The organism is Vibrio sp. LaRot3, assembly GCF_027587025.1.
Taxonomy (GTDB): domain Bacteria; phylum Pseudomonadota; class Gammaproteobacteria; order Enterobacterales; family Vibrionaceae; genus Vibrio.
In genome coordinates, this window is record NZ_JAPPTI010000003.1 from 25852 (window position 1) to 42360 (window position 16509).

General features: G+C 45.2%; 17 protein-coding genes and 1 riboswitch. Of the genes, 5 read left to right on the forward strand and 12 right to left on the reverse strand.

Translation table 11 applies throughout. From position 1 onward, the window contains the following. Positions 1-76: 76 nt before the first annotated feature. The 3 genes from mltC to mutY are packed head-to-tail and all read right to left on the reverse strand — an operon-like array spanning position 77 to position 2655. Positions 77-1213, reverse strand: a complete 1137-nt coding sequence (mltC, locus tag OH461_RS09085) for a membrane-bound lytic murein transglycosylase MltC (protein ID WP_270020320.1) — start codon at positions 1211-1213, stop codon at positions 77-79. Positions 1214-1270: 57 nt separating this feature from the next. After that, complete coding sequence (locus OH461_RS09090; RefSeq protein ID WP_260261549.1) at positions 1271-1543, reverse strand: oxidative damage protection protein; 273 nt, start codon at positions 1541-1543, stop codon at positions 1271-1273. Between the two features lie 59 nt (positions 1544-1602). Further along, positions 1603-2655, reverse strand: a complete 1053-nt coding sequence (gene mutY, locus OH461_RS09095; RefSeq protein WP_270020321.1) for an A/G-specific adenine glycosylase — start codon at positions 2653-2655, stop codon at positions 1603-1605. A gap of 173 nt (positions 2656-2828) precedes the next feature. Here mutY and trmB point away from each other — a divergent pair, with 173 nt between their 5' ends. Together trmB and glsB are read left to right on the forward strand one after the other, a co-directional pair. Continuing rightward, entirely contained in the window at positions 2829-3548 is a 720-nt protein-coding gene (gene trmB / locus OH461_RS09100; RefSeq protein ID WP_270020322.1) for a tRNA (guanosine(46)-N7)-methyltransferase TrmB, read from the forward strand. Positions 3549-3670: 122 nt separating this feature from the next. Next, positions 3671-4591, forward strand: coding sequence for a glutaminase B (glsB, locus tag OH461_RS09105; RefSeq protein ID WP_270020323.1), 921 nt, complete (start codon positions 3671-3673; stop codon positions 4589-4591). Positions 4592-4662: 71 nt separating this feature from the next. Here the strand turns inward: glsB and hemW are convergent, their stop codons facing one another. The 7 genes from hemW to OH461_RS09140 all read right to left on the reverse strand — a co-directional run bounded on the left by hemW (position 4663) and on the right by OH461_RS09140 (position 9417). After that, the gene (gene hemW / locus OH461_RS09110) at positions 4663-5838 is read right to left on the reverse strand and encodes a radical SAM family heme chaperone HemW (protein WP_270020324.1); all 1176 of its coding nucleotides are present in this window, start codon (positions 5836-5838) and stop codon (positions 4663-4665) included. A 5-nt stretch (positions 5839-5843) separates the two neighbouring features. Further along, entirely contained in the window at positions 5844-6440 is a 597-nt protein-coding gene (locus OH461_RS09115; protein WP_270020325.1) for an XTP/dITP diphosphatase, read from the reverse strand. 12 nt (positions 6441-6452) lie between these two features. After that, entirely contained in the window at positions 6453-6884 is a 432-nt protein-coding gene (locus OH461_RS09120; RefSeq protein ID WP_270020326.1) for a DUF4426 domain-containing protein, read from the reverse strand. A gap of 35 nt (positions 6885-6919) precedes the next feature. Beyond that, positions 6920-7210 (reverse strand): DUF167 family protein YggU, encoded by a 291-nt coding sequence (gene yggU, locus OH461_RS09125; protein WP_270020327.1) that lies wholly within the window; start codon positions 7208-7210, stop codon positions 6920-6922. Continuing rightward, positions 7210-7782, reverse strand: a complete 573-nt coding sequence (locus OH461_RS09130) for a YggT family protein (RefSeq protein WP_270020328.1) — start codon at positions 7780-7782, stop codon at positions 7210-7212. Before OH461_RS09130 ends, yggU begins: the two co-directional genes overlap by 1 nt. A 91-nt stretch (positions 7783-7873) precedes the next feature. Continuing rightward, positions 7874-8692: a pyrroline-5-carboxylate reductase gene (proC, locus tag OH461_RS09135; RefSeq protein ID WP_270020329.1), complete on the reverse strand. Its 819-nt coding sequence runs from the start codon at positions 8690-8692 to the stop codon at positions 7874-7876. A 17-nt stretch (positions 8693-8709) separates the two neighbouring features. Further along, complete coding sequence (locus OH461_RS09140) at positions 8710-9417, reverse strand: YggS family pyridoxal phosphate-dependent enzyme (protein ID WP_270020330.1); 708 nt, start codon at positions 9415-9417, stop codon at positions 8710-8712. A gap of 24 nt (positions 9418-9441) precedes the next feature. On the opposite strand from OH461_RS09140, the gene OH461_RS09145 reads away from it, so the two are divergent. Both OH461_RS09145 and OH461_RS09150 read left to right on the forward strand, forming a co-directional pair. Next, positions 9442-10473 carry a type IV pilus twitching motility protein PilT gene (locus OH461_RS09145; RefSeq protein WP_270020331.1) on the forward strand — a complete coding sequence of 344 codons (1032 nt, stop codon included), beginning with the start codon at positions 9442-9444 and terminating at the stop codon, positions 10471-10473. A gap of 11 nt (positions 10474-10484) precedes the next feature. Further along, positions 10485-11591 (forward strand): PilT/PilU family type 4a pilus ATPase, encoded by a 1107-nt coding sequence (locus tag OH461_RS09150; RefSeq protein WP_270020332.1) that lies wholly within the window; start codon positions 10485-10487, stop codon positions 11589-11591. 60 nt (positions 11592-11651) lie between these two features. Here the strand turns inward: OH461_RS09150 and lysC are convergent, their stop codons facing one another. Then, a complete protein-coding gene (lysC, locus tag OH461_RS09155) occupies positions 11652-13004 on the reverse strand; it encodes a lysine-sensitive aspartokinase 3 (protein WP_270020333.1) in 1353 nt (450 codons plus the stop codon). Positions 13005-13126: 122 nt separating this feature from the next. Then, a riboswitch (Lysine riboswitch) is annotated at positions 13127-13305 on the reverse strand. 229 nt (positions 13306-13534) lie between these two features. Here lysC and OH461_RS09160 point away from each other — a divergent pair. Next, on the forward strand, positions 13535-14656 hold the full coding sequence (locus OH461_RS09160; RefSeq protein ID WP_270020334.1) for a pyridoxal-phosphate-dependent aminotransferase family protein: 1122 nt from the start codon (positions 13535-13537) through the stop codon (positions 14654-14656). Between the two features lie 70 nt (positions 14657-14726). On the opposite strand, the gene OH461_RS09165 is transcribed toward OH461_RS09160, so the two are convergent. Continuing rightward, positions 14727-16490: a PglL family O-oligosaccharyltransferase gene (locus OH461_RS09165; protein ID WP_270020335.1), complete on the reverse strand. Its 1764-nt coding sequence runs from the start codon at positions 16488-16490 to the stop codon at positions 14727-14729. Positions 16491-16509 lie beyond the last annotated feature (19 nt).

Here is a 16509-nt window from a genome sequence, read left to right on the forward strand (position 1 = left end):
GCCCCCCCGTCAACTGCTTTTTTTAAATAATTTCAAAAAAGTGTGTGTTTGCTTGGTTTTTATCCAAAACTTAGGGTTAAGTTTTACCAGCGTTAAAATCCTTTTTGAATTTTGTAACTTTTTCTAGATATCTGCGTGCTTCTGCATTGGGGTGTTTTTTGGTTAACGCCCAATAAACTTGATTGGGTTGCAGAGAATTTAGATCTTTCATCGCCCGTTTACGGTCTTTGCGATCGAAGGTGTTCAATACGCCGCCTGTTCCGCCGTTATACGCTGAGATCATGCTGTATTCTAATGACAGTGGATGATTCACATCTTTGAGATAACGGTTTTTCAGTATGTAGAAATACGCGGTACCAGTATCGATATTGTTTTCCGGGTTAAACAAATATTCAGGGCTAGGTTGACCTGAGCGCTTTTTAACTAGCTTGAAAACATCTTTGCCTGCGGTTTTGGGTACAACTTGCATTAAACCATAGGCGTTAGCCCAGCTCACCGCGTAAGGGTTAAAACTGCTTTCGGTTTTGATGATGGCATAAATCAAATCTTCAGGGATGTCGTATTTGCGTGAGGCTCGGCGAACGATGTCTGAATATTTGTAACTGCGGATTTCCACTTGGTTTTCTACCATTGGGATTTCTACGTAATACGCTTTTTTGAAATCGACATCTTTCACTTTTAAGTGGTTAGCGATGAGGTAGTCGGCAAAACGGTTCGCGCGCCAAGACCACTGAATCGCTTTATGATCTTGGTCGACGACCTGCTGGTAAAGAAATGGGCGGCCTTCAAGTTTGATGCTTTTGGATGAAAAAAGGTCGACGTTCGCCGGATCATCCGGAGTGAGCAGCGTGGTCACAATCGCGTTTTTTAAATGGGCTTTCGGTTCGGTAGGCGATACCGTCTCGACAATAATCGTGCCTTTGGAGAAGTTTACTTCAGAGCGACTCAAGTAATTGTCTATGTATTTCACATAGTTACTCTTGCCCGCTACTTTAATCTCATTTCGCCCCCAACGTTTTTGAATGTTGCCGTTAAAACTGCTGATTAGGGCATCGAGTGCGGCGGTGTCTTTTTGAAATTGTCCTGGAAGCTGGGCAAGGTTTTTGGCGAAACGATTGGTAGGCTCGTAGTCGACTTCATAAATACTTTCGATGAATTCACGGCTGCAACCGACTAACAGCAAGGCTGTTAAACAAAACGCGAGTTTTTTCATGGGCGTCCTAACTGCAAAAATGGCACTGTATTCAATGCAGTGCCATTCTAATTCGACTTATTCACTTGGTGGTGTGTAGCCTTCGATGTGTACGTCTTTACCTTCAAATAAGAAGTTAACCATTTCCGTTTCCAGTAGCTTACGGTGTTCTGGATCCATCATGTTTAACTGTTTCTCGTTGATCAGCATGGTTTGCTTGTGTTGCCACTGCGCCCATGCTTCCTTTGAAATGTTGTCGAAAATACGTTTGCCTAGATCGCCAGGGTAAAGTTGAAAGTCTAAACCTTCAGCGTCTTTCTGTAGTCGAGCACAAAATACAGTGCGGCTCATAATGGTTTCCTTTTATTGATACCAAGCTAGATGGTTACGTTGATACATCTAGGGTATGACTAATGAAGTTCATACGGCAAGCTTTCCAGTAACTGTTTTACTGGTGCGGCTAAGCCGACTTCTTCAGGTTGAGATAAGTTATACCAAAGACCTTTGTCAGCTTCCATGACCACATCCGGCTGCTTTGACATGTTCACCAAAATTGGCGTGATATCGAGGTGATAATGGCTAAAAGTATGGCGAAAAGCGATCAATTGTCTTTGGTCGATAATGTCTTTATCTGGAATAGAGCGGCGCTCTAGTTCTTGATGTATGGCATCACTGCTACTCTCAGGGAAGCAGAATAATCCGCCCCATATTCCCGATTGTGGGCGCTGCTCTAACCATACTTGGCCGTCACAGTGCAGCATGACAAACCATGTTTTTTTTACTGGTTTCTCTTTCTTAGGCTTCTTGCCGGGGTAATCGAGTGGGTTACCCTGCTTTTGCGCGACACAAAACGACTCTACCGGGCATAGCGTGCACTTCGGTTTACTGCGAGTACACACCATGGCGCCCATATCCATCATGGCTTGGTTGTATTTATCGGTATCGCGGCTTGGTGTGTTTTCTTCCGCGTAGTGCCAAAGTTGGTTTTCGACCTTTTTTTGTCCCGGCCAACCGTCTACTGCAAAGCTACGCGCTAATGTACGTTTTACGTTGCCATCAAGAATGGCATGAGGTTGTTTGTAAACCGATGAAAGCACAGCGGCAGCGGTAGAACGGCCTATACCGGGTAGGGCATTGAGCTGTTCGATATTCGTGGGAAACTCGCCATTGTATTCTTGAGCGACAATTTTAGCGGCTTTGTGTAGGTTACGTGCTCTTGCGTAGTAGCCAAGCCCGGTCCATAGGTGTAACACTTCATCCTGCTCTGCATTAGCAAGATCAATTACGCTTGGGAATCGCTCCAGAAAGCGCTGATAATACGGGATCACGGTAGCAACTTGGGTTTGTTGTAGCATGATCTCTGACAGCCATACACTGTAGGCGGTTTTGTCTTGTTGCCAAGGTAGGTTCTTTCTACCGTAAGCGTCATACCAAGTTAAAATGGCTTGGGCAAAAGGGGTCACGACGAGCTCGATATAGTTTAATTGTATTAATGGGCTAAAATTGCACCATAGAATTGCGGTTCAGTACAACCTATAAAGTGTACGGTTTTAGCGATAAAAACTTGCACCCTTGGCAATTCTTTGGATAATCACAATCCCTTTGAGTCGAGACCAATTTTTAAACAGGCAAAATCATGAGTGAAGTGACCACAAACGAATACAATGAAGACGGCAAACTGATTCGCAAAGTACGCAGCTTTGTGCGTCGTGAAGGTCGTCTAACCAAAGGTCAAGAAAACGCGATGAAAGAGTGTTGGCCGACAATGGGTATTGATTACCAAGAAAAGCTTCTGGATTGGAAAGAAGTATTTGGTAACGATAACCCAGTTGTTTTAGAGATTGGTTTCGGTATGGGCGCATCTTTGGTTGAAATGGCAAAGAACGCACCTGAGAAAAACTTCATCGGTATTGAAGTTCATAGCCCAGGTGTTGGTGCTTGTTTGTCAGATGCTCGTGATGCAGGTGTGACTAACCTACGTGTTATGTGCCACGATGCGGTAGAAGTGTTTGCTAACATGATTCCTGATAGCAGCCTTGCAACGCTACAACTGTTCTTCCCAGACCCATGGCACAAGAAGCGCCACCACAAGCGCCGTATTGTTCAGCTTGATTTCGCTGAAATGGTTCGTCAAAAGCTTCAAGTGGAAGATGGTATCTTCCACATGGCGACTGACTGGGAAAACTATGCCGAGCATATGATTGAAGTCATGACTGCAGCACCAGGCTTTGCCAACATTGCAGAAGAGGGTGACTACGTGCCTCGCCCTGAAGAGCGTCCATTAACTAAGTTTGAAGCGCGTGGCCACCGACTAGGCCATGGCGTGTGGGATATTAAGTTCAAGCGCATCGCTTAATCTCACGGTTTTAAGGGAAAACCCCTTTTATAATTGATTAAAAGCCAACATGAAAATGTTGGCTTTTTGCCCCCTAAAGCACGCCGTTTTAGGCAAAGACAATAATAATCGATAGGTCACACATGAAACCAACACAAGCAATCTTGGCTGATATCTTACAAGAAGTTCGCCCTTTGATTGGTCAGGGTAAAGTCGCTGACTATATTCCTGCGCTGGCAAAAGTGTCGAATCAAAAACTGGCTATCGCAGTGTATACCAATCAAGGTGAAGTGATTAAAGCGGGTGATGCGGAAGAAGGTTTCTCGATTCAATCTATCTCGAAGGCGCTAAGTCTGACATTAGCGATGTCTTTGTATAAACCGGAAGAAATTTGGTCGCGTGTGGGTAAAGAGCCATCAGGACAAGCGTTTAACTCGATGATTCAGCTTGAGATGGAGCAGGGTATCCCGCGTAATCCGTTTATCAATGCTGGTGCTATTGTTGTGGCTGATTTGCTGCATAGCCGCCTCTCTGCGCCTAGACAGCGTTTATTAGAGTTTGTACGTCAGTTGTCGGGTGATACCCATATTACCTATGACAAAGTCGTTGCGGCATCTGAAATGCTGCATAGCGATCGCAATGCCGCGATAGCATATCTGATGCGTTCATTCGGTAATTTTTCGAATGAAGTGATTCCGGTGTTGAATAACTACTTCCACGCGTGTGCACTCAAGATGAGCTGCGTTGATTTAGCTAAAACATTTAGCTATTTGGCAAATAAAGGGGTATCGGTTCAAACCGGTAAACAGATCATTACTGCGACTCAAACTAAGCAGTTAAATGCTCTATTGGCTACCTGCGGTTTGTATGATGGTGCGGGTGAGTTTGCATATCGAGTGGGCATGCCGGGTAAATCTGGTGTCGGTGGCGGTATTATCGCCGTTGTACCGGGGGAAATGACGATTGCAGTTTGGTCTCCGGAGTTAGACCCATCAGGTAACTCGCTAGCGGGCACGAAAGCGTTAGAGCTGCTTTCAGAACGTATTGGCCGGTCGATATTTTAGTGTCTCACTTTGTTAGAAGTCGCAGCGCTATTTACTGCGACTTCACGCTTACTACAATTTCTAAAAGTCAGTTATTCCTCTTCAGCCATGAAGGCTTCGAGTAGATCATTTAGGAACAGCTTTCCTTTTTCAGTGATTTGCCAGTGCGTGTCGCTTTCACTCAAGTATTGCTTTTCTAGCGCCCAATCAATGGTGTGCTGAATCGCCTCTAAAGGCAGCCCTGTCGTGTCGATAAAGTCTTGCTTTGGGCAGGCCTCAAGCAATCGGAAGCGGTTCATAAAGAACTCAAATGGCCTATCTTCATCAGCGACTTCAAACTCATCACTTAGGTAAGGCTTGACCATATTTTGGTAAGCAGCCAAGTAGCCTCTAGGGTGTTTTACTTTGGTGGTTCGAACAATACGCCCATCATCAAAGCTGAGTTTGCCATGGGAGCCACAACCTATGCCAAGATAGTCACCAAAACGCCAGTAGTTAAGGTTATGTTGGCATTGATAGCCCGGCTTGCTATAACCAGATATCTCATATTGCACGTAACCAGCTGCATTAAGCTTTTGATGGCCTTGCTCGAAGATATCCCACAAATCGTCGTCGTCTGGCAGAGTCGGCGGTTTGTAGTAGAACATGGTATTTGGCTCAATGGTTAATTGATACCAAGAGAGATGCGGCGGATTAAGCTCAATCGCTTTGTCTAAGTCGACTAATGCTTGCTCTATACTTTGATCTGGCAGGCCATGCATAAGATCGAGGTTAAAGCTATTTAAGCCAATCTGGTGCGCTAGATGAGCGGCATTGATTGCTTCTTGTGGGCCATGAATGCGCCCCAGCTTTTCAAGCTTTGATTGTTCAAAGCTTTGTACGCCCAAAGAGATACGATTTACCCCTACCGCTTGGTAGCCAGAAAATCGCTCCGCTTCCACCGTGCCTGGGTTGGCTTCCATGGTGATTTCTATATCATTTTTAAATGGAATACGCTGCTCGATGCCATTTAATAACCGACCTATTCCTTCCGCTGAAATCAAGCTTGGCGTTCCGCCACCGATGAAGATGGAGTGTAGAGGTCTAGGCGCGTCATTTAATCGATATTTTTCAATGTCGGTATCGAGGTCTTCTAACAGCGCATCAATGTATTGTTCTTCAGGGATCTCTGCTTTTAATGCGTGAGAGTTAAAATCACAGTATGGGCACTTTTGTACACACCATGGGATGTGTACATACAAGCTCAGTGCTGGTGGAGATAAGCGCATAGAAATTACTGTTGCTCAGATAGCGTTGCGAACAGTTGCTTGAGCGCTTTGCCGCGGTGAGAGAGTTGCTTTTTGCGTGCTGGTTCTAGCTCTGCCGATGCGCAGTTATCTTCAGGCACAAAGAATACTGGATCATAGCCAAAACCATTCTCACCTTGAGCTTCGGTAAGGATTCGACCTTCCCATTTGCCATGGCAGACAATAGGCGTTGGGTCATTTTCATGACGCATTAGGACTAATACACAGTGGAAACGCGCGGTACGTTGCTCTTCAGGTACACCTTTCATCGCATCAAGTAGCTTTTCAAGGTTCTGTTGATCGCTTGCGTCTTCACCTGCGTAGCGCGCTGAATAGATACCCGGAGCACCTTGAAGGTAATCCACTTCTAAGCCTGAGTCATCGGCGATCGCGGCTAGGCCAGTTTCTTTGGCAGCATGACGAGCTTTGATAATGGCATTTTCAATGAAAGTCGTGCCTGTTTCGGTCACTTCTGACACATTGAATTCACTTTGGGCTAATACTTCAAAACCGAAGTCTGACAGTAAGTCTGCCATTTCTTTTACTTTGCCTTGGTTGCCTGTAGCAAGAACGATTTTGCTCATGTTGGGTCTCATCTATTCTTCAACGTAAAATTTCTGGGTGAACTTTAATTGTCCTTTGCCTTTATTGCCAGCATCTACATCGATATTAAAGGTAAAAGTTTCTTCATTCGTTATTGGGAACTGAGCTAAGTAGTATATAGCTTGGCCTTCTTTTACTTGCTTGAACTCGAGCTGTTTCGTTTGTCCGATAAGATTTTTTACTTGGCCAGAAAGCGAGCCTGAGATCGCGGGGTTTCCTACTTGTGAGTTATCGAGCAAACTAATGTTAAGAATAGCGGAATAACCGCTGCGTTTTAGCTGATAGCTTTTGGCGACTTTTGGGGTAATAAAGGTTGAGTTAAACGCAGAGTAATGCACTTCGACATCTTGAATGGTTTGAAATTGTTCCGCCATGGCTGGAAAAGAGCATAGACCAGTAAGCGCGATCAGTATCCATTGCTTCATTATGATTTTCCTTCTGTTTGATACAAATAAAGCCATCAAATGATGGCTTTTATGTCGTTTGGTATTTGGGTCGGCGTGATTATCCGGACTTGTTTATGTCGTCCGAGCTCGCCTTTTTCTATTGCGATGAGTCCTTTCGCAACTTTAAATTGTTTGGCTAAAAATTTGCTCAAATGCGCATTCGCTTTGCCGTCAACTGGCGGAGCAGTGATGGCAATTTTGAGTTCTTCACCATGTAGGCCGACAATTTTATCTCTACTGGCTTTAGGCTGAATATAAAGGCGAAGAATGACATCTTCGCCTTCTAGCCATACGGCATTCGACATTACAGTTGGAACCAAAGAATGCCAATCAGCGGAGAGAGCAGCTCACCGACCAGTCGGTTGGCAAACTGCAAGGCAATAAAGAGCACCAAGATACTAAAATCGAAACCACCCATCGCTGGCAATACGCGGCGAATTGGCGCAAGCATAGGTTCCGTCAGCTGGTGGAAAACATATTCCACAGGGCTTCTGCCTTGGCTGACCCAACTCAAAATGGCACGCGCGATCAACACATAGAATAAAATTTTACCCATAGTCTTGAACAAGGCGAACACTGCAGCTAAAAAATAACCGTGCTGAGTGATATAAACCAGTTCACCTGGCGCAACAAGATCAATTAATGCAAATTTGCCGACCATCAGAGCATAAGCAAACAGTAGCGTGGCTAAATCGATACTACCAATAGATGGAATAAAGCGACGTAGAGGACCTACAACTGGCTGAGTCGCATTGACGACAAATTGAGAAAATGGGTTGTAGAAATCGGCGCGCGCGGCTTGTAGCCACATGCGTAGAATGACCACCATGATGTACAAATCAAATAAGGTGGAAATAAGAAAACTCATTGAACTCATAGGTTTCCCTTAATTCATGAGAGCTAACTGACTAGCTCAGGTTAATGTACCAATCAAGATAAGACGACAGACTTACCTGTGGTGAGTGTTATTAAAATTGTTGTTCCATCTCTTCGGCACGAGTGACGGCTGCTTGCATTGCTTTGGCTACAATATCAGACAATTGATGTTGATTGAATGTGCGCAGAGCTTCTGCGGTTGTACCACCTTTAGAGGTCACTTGCTCGCGCAATGTAGAGAGTTCAGTTTCAGGGTTCGCCACCACCATTTCTGCTGCGCCTAAGGCGGATTGTTGAACGAGTAAACGAGCCGTTTGTTGGTCAAAACCTTGTGCGATAGCTTCTGCTTGCATGGCTTCCATAAATAGGAAGAAGTAAGCAGGTGCACTACCTGCAGCAGCGATAATGTTGTTGATGCCAGATTCGGCCTCTACCCAACATACCTTACCAACAGAGCTCATTAGATCAGCAGCGAACTGTTTGTCTTGCACATCGACGGTCTCTGGAGCGTATAGACCACTCATACCTTGGCTCACGAGTGCTGGCGTATTTGGCATCACACGTACTAACTGTAACTCGGCAGCAAACATTTCATTTAAACGAGCTGCGCTAATGCCTGCTGCAATCGAGATCACTAGCTTGTCACTATAATCGATGCTTTGTAGCCCTTCAGCGACAACTGACATTAACTGTGGTTTCACCGCCAGTACGATGACGTCAGCGCTGGTCGCAGCAATTAAGTTATCTGCTCCTGTGTTAATGCCATATTGGTTGGCAAGAAAATCACGCTGATCTTGGTTTGGGTCTGTTGCAGTAATAAGCTGTGCGGGGTAACCGCTTGCAACAAGACCTGCAATGATAGAGCGCGCCATATTTCCTGCGCCGATAAACGTAATTTTCTTATGTTGCATAATGGCTTCCTATATTTTTATTTGTAATCACGAGCACCGAAGATGGCCGTACCGATACGAACCATGGTGCTACCAGCTTCGATGGCGGCTTCCATATCACCACTCATACCCATTGAAAGAGTATCGAGATTCAAATCAGGGTAGCGCGCGGATAACGCGTCTTTTAACTCGGCTAACTGATTAAACGCCTGTAGCTGCGATTGATAGTCCGCTACGTTGGCTGGAATAGACATCAACCCTCTTAACGTGAGGTTGGGCAGAGAATAAATCAACTCGGCAAGCTCAAATACTTGCTGATCATCAACCCCTGACTTGCTGCTTTCTGCGCTAGTGTTGACTTGAATAAGAACTTGCAGCTTATTCATGGTCGAAGGGCGTTGGTCATTCAAGCGCTGAGCGATTTTGGCTCTATCAATCGTATGAACCCATGCAAAATTCTCTGCGACTGGTCGCGTTTTGTTGGATTGCAGTGGGCCAATGAAGTGCCACTCCAACTTGAGATCTGGATGGTGTTCTGAAAAATATGCTATTTTATCCACGCCCTCTTGCACATAGTTTTCACCGAATGCGGTTTGACCCGCTTGAGCGGCTTCTAAGACAGCTTGATTCGGTTTGGTCTTACTCACCGCCAGAAGTTGCACGGACTCTTGAGTACGCCCACACTTTTGCTGCGCGGCTAAGATCTGTGAGGTGATCTGTTCAATATTTTGTTGAATACTACTCATGGCTAACTTTACTAAGGAATTTAAATGGATATCGCTGAGTTATTGGATTTTAGTGTAAAACATAATGCGTCAGATCTACATCTTTCTGCTGGAGTTTCTCCAATGGTGCGTATTGATGGCGAAGTGAGAAAGCTCAGTATGCCTGAATTAGCTCATGCGGACGTGCACCGTTTAGTGTTTGAAATCATGAATGATGCTCAACGTAGCGAGTTTGAAGAACACCTTGAAGTCGACTTCTCATTTGAATTGCCAAACGTTGGTCGCTTTCGTGTTAACGCGTTCAATCAAACGCGCGGTTGCGCAGCCGTGTTTCGTACCATTCCGACGAAAGTACCGACGCTAGAAGAACTTGGCGCGCCAGATATATTCAACAATATTGCCAACATTGATAAAGGCTTGGTTCTTGTCACTGGCCCAACTGGATCAGGTAAATCTACGACGTTAGCGGCGATGGTGGATTACATTAACCGTAACCATAAGAAGCACATTCTTACCATTGAAGACCCGATTGAATTTGTTCATGACAACAAGCAATGCCTAATTAACCAACGCGAAGTTCATCGCGATACTCATAGCTTTAAAGCGGCGCTGCGTAGTGCATTACGTGAAGATCCAGATGTTATTTTGGTGGGTGAGTTGCGTGATCAAGAGACCATTAGTTTAGCGCTGACTGCAGCGGAAACTGGCCACTTGGTGTTTGGTACGTTGCATACCAGTTCTGCTGCGAAAACCATCGACCGTATTATTGATGTGTTCCCAGGGAGTGATAAAGATATGGTGCGATCGATGCTTTCTGAGTCTTTACGTTCCGTCATTGCACAAAAACTGGTTAAGCGTATCGGTGGAGGCCGTGTTGCTTGCCATGAAATCATGATGGCGACACCGGCGATTCGTAACCTGATCCGAGAAGATAAAGTGGCGCAAATGTATTCGGTGATTCAGACTGGAGCTTCCCAAGGTATGCAGACCATGGAGCAAAATGCCAAACAGCTGATTGCAAAAGGGTTAGTCGACCCTCAAGAAGTAGCATCTATCATTGATACGACAACCTTTTAGGGAGAAGGGATATGGACATTGATGCTTTTTTACATGGAATGACTGATCAGAAAGCTTCTGATCTCTATGTGACTGTCGGCGCACCCGTACTTTATCGTGTTGATGGCGAGCTGCGCGCGCAAGGTGAAAAGCTCACTCAATCGCAAGTCATGCAGTTACTCGACACCATCATGGATAGCGAGCGCCAGCAAGAATACCGCCGCAGCCGCGAGGCTAACTTTGCCGTGGTGCGAGAGTTTGGTCGTTTTCGTGTGTCGGCGTTTTTCCAACGAGAGTTACCGGGAGCGGTGATTCGTAGGATCGAAACGAATATCCCTACATTTGAACAACTTCAGTTACCTGATGTGTTGCAAGATCTCGCCATTGCTAAACGTGGTTTGGTGTTAGTGGTGGGGGCTACGGGGTCGGGTAAATCGACCACCATGGCAGCGATGACGGGCTATCGTAATAGGCATCGTACAGGGCATATTTTAACGGTGGAAGATCCCATCGAATTTGTTCATGAGCACAATCGCTGTATCGTCACTCAACGTGAAGTTGGTCTAGATACTGAAAGCTATGAAGTCGCGCTTAAGAACTCATTGCGTCAAGCGCCTGATATGATTTTGATTGGTGAAATACGTAGCCGAGAGACGATGGAATATGCCATGACGTTTGCGGAAACGGGACATTTGTGTATGGCGACATTACACGCTAACAATGCGAACCAAGCGTTAGAACGTATTCTTCATTTGGTGCCTAAAGAGCAAAAAGAACAATTTTTGTTTGATTTGTCGATGAACCTTAAAGGGGTAGTTGGTCAGCAGTTATTACGCGATAAAAATGGCAAAGGACGTCATGGTGTATTCGAAATACTGCTCAATAGTCCGCGTGTGTCTGATTTGATTCGTCGTGGTGATTTGCATGAGCTTAAATCAACCATGGCAAAATCACAGCAAGTGGGGATGCAGACGTTTGACCAAGCGCTTTTCCAACTGGTTATCGATGACAAAATCAGTGAAGAAGATGCCTTGCACAGTGCGGACTCGGCCAATGATTTGCGTATTATGCTGAAAACGCAGCGTGGTGACAGTTTTGCTGGTGGTAGCCTTTCTAACGTTAAGATTGATATGGGCTAAGGTTAAAATCCAACTGAACTAAAAACGAGCGCCAAGGCGCTCGTTTTGTTTGTGTTGAATTTATTGTTCAAATAACTCGGTGTGCAGCTTTTGAATCGCTTGGCGAGAAACTGATTCGTGCAGTAGGAAACACAAGTTGTGTGGGCTTGCGCCATAGCAAATCATACGCAAGTTAAAATCTTCTAAGGTGCTGAAAACTTGTTTTGCGTAGCCTTTACTTTCACTCATATTGTTACCAATCAGAGCCACCAAGCAGAGGTTTTGTTCTACATCTACAGTACACAGTTGCTCTAGCTCTTCTCTTGCTGCCTGCGGTAATTCAGGTGCACCGCCCGATGTGTCCGTTTGATCAAGGGTCAAAGAGACACTGATTTCGGACGTTGTAATAAGATCAACCGAGACTTTATGTTTCGCTAAGATCTCAAACACCTTAGCTAAGAAACCGTAGGCGTGGAACATGTTAGCGCTACGCAGTGTCACCATAGTTTGATTACAACGCAGTGCTAAAGCACGGAAAAGCGGAGAGCTTGCAACTTGATGGCGAATCCATGTCCCGCCTTTCTCAGGCTCTTTTGAAGAGCCGACAAAAACAGGAATATCGTGGCGTAGTGCGGGAATTAGGGTTGATGGATGCAAAATTTTTGCGCCAAAGTTCGCCATTTCAGACGCTTCGCTAAAGCTAATCTCAGGGATCGGAGAGGCTTTGGCTGCGATGCGAGGATCGGTGGTGTAGATACCCGGAACGTCAGTCCAAATTTCTAGTCCACTTGCTTGCACGGCTTCTGCAATTAAGGCAGCACTGTAGTCACTGCCACCACGACCTAACGTGGTTGTATTTCCCTCTGGGTCAGAACCAATAAAACCTTGTGTCACTACGACGTTGCTTTGGCATAAAGGTACGAGGCTTTGCTCGGCTAATTGGCGAATGGTCTCTAACTGAGGTTCTGCTTTACCAAAGTTGTCGTCGGTTTTAAGTACATCACGAATATCAAATCGTACTGCATTGAGGCCACGTTCTTTCATTAACTGTGTTAGCAGGTGAGTCGACATCAGCTCACCACACGCGACTAAATGATCGGTCAGCTTAGCGCTAGCTTGAATTGAAGCCGCTTCGGCTAAGTTGGTGACCGTATCTAGAATTTGGTAAACCTCCGCCGCTGTCGCTTCTGCGACTTCTAGCTGATCCAATACGGCTTGGTGAATGGCTGCTAGTTTAGTGAGAATTTCTGCGCGTTGAGCAGAGTCTTGCACGCCATTGGCAAGCTCAACCAATAGGTTGGTTACGCCCGAACACGCACTGCTGACTATTAGTTTGGTATTTGGATTTTGTTCAATGATAGCCGCACAACGGCTCATTGCTTCAAAGTTTGCGACACTGGTTCCGCCGAACTTGGCGACATTAAAAGAGCTCACACTGATTCTCCCACGACTTCCTAAATTGTTGTTGGTTGTCCAACGTCCGATGTTTTGTTTGAAATCTCAAACAAGAAGAGAGTTTTTGAGCGATAAAAGAGGTAGATGTTTGCAACATTATTCACCTCAGAAGCGCTTCATCAGGCTGTGCTGATGACAGTTGATGAGATTCAACTCAAGTCAACCGACGTACCGAAACCTGCAATCTCGGTCAATCTCGGCATTACTCTCCCTCAATACATCGTTTAGGATTTGCGGCTCCACGATGCATCTACCTAGGTAATGCTCCTCTTCTGTGAATAATTATTGAACGTTTTTATGTGATCAAAGTCAACGGTTAATTTGGTCAAAAAATCATAAATTTGTAACAAGTACGAGAAGATGACAGATGAATAAAATGCAGTTTCGAAAACCTAAGCTTTGATAGAGATCTTCTATAGACTTAGGGCCAATTGCCGAGTTTGGTTTAATACTCTATGGTGGCTAGGAATAATAATTAAATTTGAACAAGTCTGCTGCAAGGAGTGATCATGACAATCCAAAGTTTTATTCCCCCTCACCGTATTTTAATGGGCCCTGGGCCTTCGGACATTTCACCTCAAGTATTGCAAGCGTTAAGTCGACCTACTGTCGGTCACTTAGACCCGTTATTTATCGGTATGATGGATGAGCTTAAACAGTTACTTAAATACGCGTTTCAAACGGAGAATGATTTTACGATTGCAGTTTCAGCGCCGGGGAGTGCAGGTATGGAGACTTGTTTCGTTAATCTCATTGAGCCGGGCGATAAAGTTTTGGTCTGTCGTAATGGTGTCTTCGGCGAGCGAATGCGTGAAAATGTAATTCGTGCTGGTGGTGAGGCCATTCTTGTTGATGATGAGTGGGGCACACCAGTCTCCATCGATAAAGTAGAAGAGGCTTTGGCGCAGCATTCTGACATTAAGATTGTTGCTTTCGTACACGCAGAAACGTCGACTGGGGCGGTTTCTGACGCGAAATCATTAGGACAACTAGCCAAGCAATATGGTGCGCTGACTATTGTTGATACCGTGACATCGCTCGGTGGTGTTGAGCTACGTGTTGATGAATGGCAGTTAGATGCAGTGTATTCAGGCAGCCAAAAGTGCCTTTCTTGTGTGCCAGGCTTATCTCCTGTAACGCTTTCACCATTAGCGATTGAGAAAATACAGTCCCGTCAGACACCTGTGCAAAGTTGGTTTCTAGATCAAAGCTTGGTGCTTGGTTATTGGAGCGGTGAAGGCAAACGCAGTTACCATCATACAGCACCAGTTAATAGTTTATATGCGCTGCATGAATCGTTACTCATTCTAAAAAATGAAGGCCTTGAGAAGGCATGGGCACGCCACAAAACCATGCACGAAAAGTTAAAACTTGGTCTGGAAAAATTGGGCTTCCGTTTCGTTGTTGAAGAGGAGTATCGTCTTCCGCAACTTAATGCGATTTATGTTCCTGAAGGCATCGATGAGGCGAAAGTCCGCAATCATCTGCTAGAGACTTATAACTTAGAAATCGGTGCTGGCCTTGGTGCTTTGGCAGGTAAAGCGTGGCGTATTGGTTTGATGGGATATGGGGCTCGGGCAGAAAACGTCGCCTTATGTCTTCGAGCCTTAGAAGAATCTCTGACTCAATAGCCTTGAAATAAAGATAGCGATAAAAGAAAAAGCGGCTTCATTGTGAAGCCGCTTTATTAAAATGCTTAGTTTATTCTGCTGCCGATGCTTTTAAGGCATCGATATCCGGTGCGATATATTGCACTTTATCGAAGTCTCGCTCTGGGAATAAGAACTGGGCTTCACTGCGTATTTGCTCGGCTTTTTGCTCTTCCCCTAAGCCTTGGTAGGCCATGATTAGGTTGTTATAAAAGGCTGGCCTTGGTGTATCTTTGATAATTTTCAGCGACCAATCAACATAAGGTTGAATGTATTCGGGGTTTTGAGTCACCAAGCCGATGTTGAGATACACACTGTAGACGTCCCAGTCGTATCGGTTTTTCCACACTATTGGGTTGGATACTTTTGCCAAGATATTCGGATCTTTCGGTTGCGATTTCTCAAACTGAGTTAGGACGTAATTGGTATGTAGCGAACTGCCCATGTAAAGCGTGATGACAATCGGAACAACCAAGCTGAATACTCTCAGTAATGTCTTTGAGATGATGCTAAATGAAAAGTTACGATAAGAGTTTGCTCGTTGATCTACCCAATAGAGTAAAACGATAAAGATCACCCAGTGAATAATGGAGTGATAAAATGGGTATTCCAATTGACTGTGAAGCAAAATAGGCACAAATAGCGCGAACATCGCCAAACGAGTCCCTTTTTTAGCTTGATACATTCGCAGCAATACAAATATGGCCGCCAATAAAATCCCAAGCAGAGGCAGTAATCCGCCTTCAACTCCCCAATACAACAGCTCATTATGCGGATGGTCCAAGGCCGCTAAGCCGACGTGATAATCTGGGTTAAGTTGATGTTGTCTCGCAGTATACAAAATATATTCGGCTTCAAATCGACCATAGCCGTAACCGGTGAACGGTTTCTCTACCAGCATGTCTGCGGCTTGAGGATAGATGTAGCTGCGGGCGCTTTCTAAGTTCGCCTTTGCTTCGATAGCACCTGTCGCTTTATTTAGCGCAGGTAAAGTAAACGCAATCGCAATGCCGACACATATTGATGCGCACCAACCGAGCAGACGTTTTTTAGTAGCGAAGCGGTATAAGTAAGGTATAACAAGTACAGAGGCTAAAGCTGCTCCCAGCCATCCTGTTCGGGAAGCGAGAAAGACCAGCAGGGGAATCGTGACTGCTGGCATGATGTAAAGAATGGTGACCGCACTCAAACGGTTTTGATATTTAGCGGGATGGCGGGCAAGTAGGTAGCCTGATAACACTAAACCTGTTGCGAGAAAACTCGCCATTACGTTCGGTTGTTGGAAGATTCCGTATGGTCGGTTGGAGGAAGTGTCATAACCCATAAAGTTTCCGGGTTCGAGGATTAGGTATTGACCCCAACCAAGTAGAGCCTCGATCAATACCGCAATGATGATAAACCAAAGTAAACGTTGTTTTTGGCGGTTGCTAAACCGGAACTGCTGCAAGATGACAAACAACAGAAAACCTATCCAAAGCCCCGCTAGCCGACCAAGGCTCAACTCCAGTGAAGCATTGGGATAGAGCACGGGAGCGGTTAACATTAAACATACCGAAAATAGCACGACAGTCAGCTTATTGTAGCGAATGCTTCCTTCCGTTCCGATTTGATATAAACCGATGGCAATTGATATGCCTAACGCGAGCCAAGTTGTTGCGTTAAACGAGAGGGCCAGCCCTGAACCGCCGGGATTAGGCATAAAGAAGTGCATGGCAAGGATAAACATTACTGCCATAGAAACTAAAAATGGGCGAATCAAGGGGACTCTGGGTGCTTGAGGTTCAAGTTGAGTGCCAGATAGATGAAGAGTTGCCATACACGCTCTTTGCTAAAAA

What these genes read in the sequence shown, in the direction of transcription:
- yggU (WP_270020327.1), bottom strand. Translation starts at nt 7,210, where the DNA reads ATGTCGAATGCCGTATGGCTAGAAGGCGAAGATGTCATTCTTCGCCTT.
- OH461_RS09115 (WP_270020325.1), bottom strand. Translation starts at nt 6,440, where the DNA reads ATGAGCAAAATCGTTCTTGCTACAGGCAACCAAGGCAAAGTAAAAGAA.
- OH461_RS09150 (WP_270020332.1), top strand. Translation starts at nt 10,485, where the DNA reads ATGGACATTGATGCTTTTTTACATGGAATGACTGATCAGAAAGCTTCT.
- mltC (WP_270020320.1), bottom strand. Translation starts at nt 1,213, where the DNA reads ATGAAAAAACTCGCGTTTTGTTTAACAGCCTTGCTGTTAGTCGGTTGC.
- OH461_RS09160 (WP_270020334.1), top strand. Translation starts at nt 13,535, where the DNA reads ATGACAATCCAAAGTTTTATTCCCCCTCACCGTATTTTAATGGGCCCT.
- OH461_RS09145 (WP_270020331.1), top strand. Translation starts at nt 9,442, where the DNA reads ATGGATATCGCTGAGTTATTGGATTTTAGTGTAAAACATAATGCGTCA.
- proC (WP_270020329.1), bottom strand. Translation starts at nt 8,692, where the DNA reads ATGCAACATAAGAAAATTACGTTTATCGGCGCAGGAAATATGGCGCGC.
- OH461_RS09140 (WP_270020330.1), bottom strand. Translation starts at nt 9,417, where the DNA reads ATGAGTAGTATTCAACAAAATATTGAACAGATCACCTCACAGATCTTA.
- glsB (WP_270020323.1), top strand. Translation starts at nt 3,671, where the DNA reads ATGAAACCAACACAAGCAATCTTGGCTGATATCTTACAAGAAGTTCGC.
- OH461_RS09120 (WP_270020326.1), bottom strand. Translation starts at nt 6,884, where the DNA reads ATGAAGCAATGGATACTGATCGCGCTTACTGGTCTATGCTCTTTTCCA.
- hemW (WP_270020324.1), bottom strand. Translation starts at nt 5,838, where the DNA reads ATGCGCTTATCTCCACCAGCACTGAGCTTGTATGTACACATCCCATGG.
- OH461_RS09090 (WP_260261549.1), bottom strand. Translation starts at nt 1,543, where the DNA reads ATGAGCCGCACTGTATTTTGTGCTCGACTACAGAAAGACGCTGAAGGT.
- OH461_RS09165 (WP_270020335.1), bottom strand. Translation starts at nt 16,490, where the DNA reads ATGGCAACTCTTCATCTATCTGGCACTCAACTTGAACCTCAAGCACCC.
- OH461_RS09130 (WP_270020328.1), bottom strand. Translation starts at nt 7,782, where the DNA reads ATGAGTTCAATGAGTTTTCTTATTTCCACCTTATTTGATTTGTACATC.
- trmB (WP_270020322.1), top strand. Translation starts at nt 2,829, where the DNA reads ATGAGTGAAGTGACCACAAACGAATACAATGAAGACGGCAAACTGATT.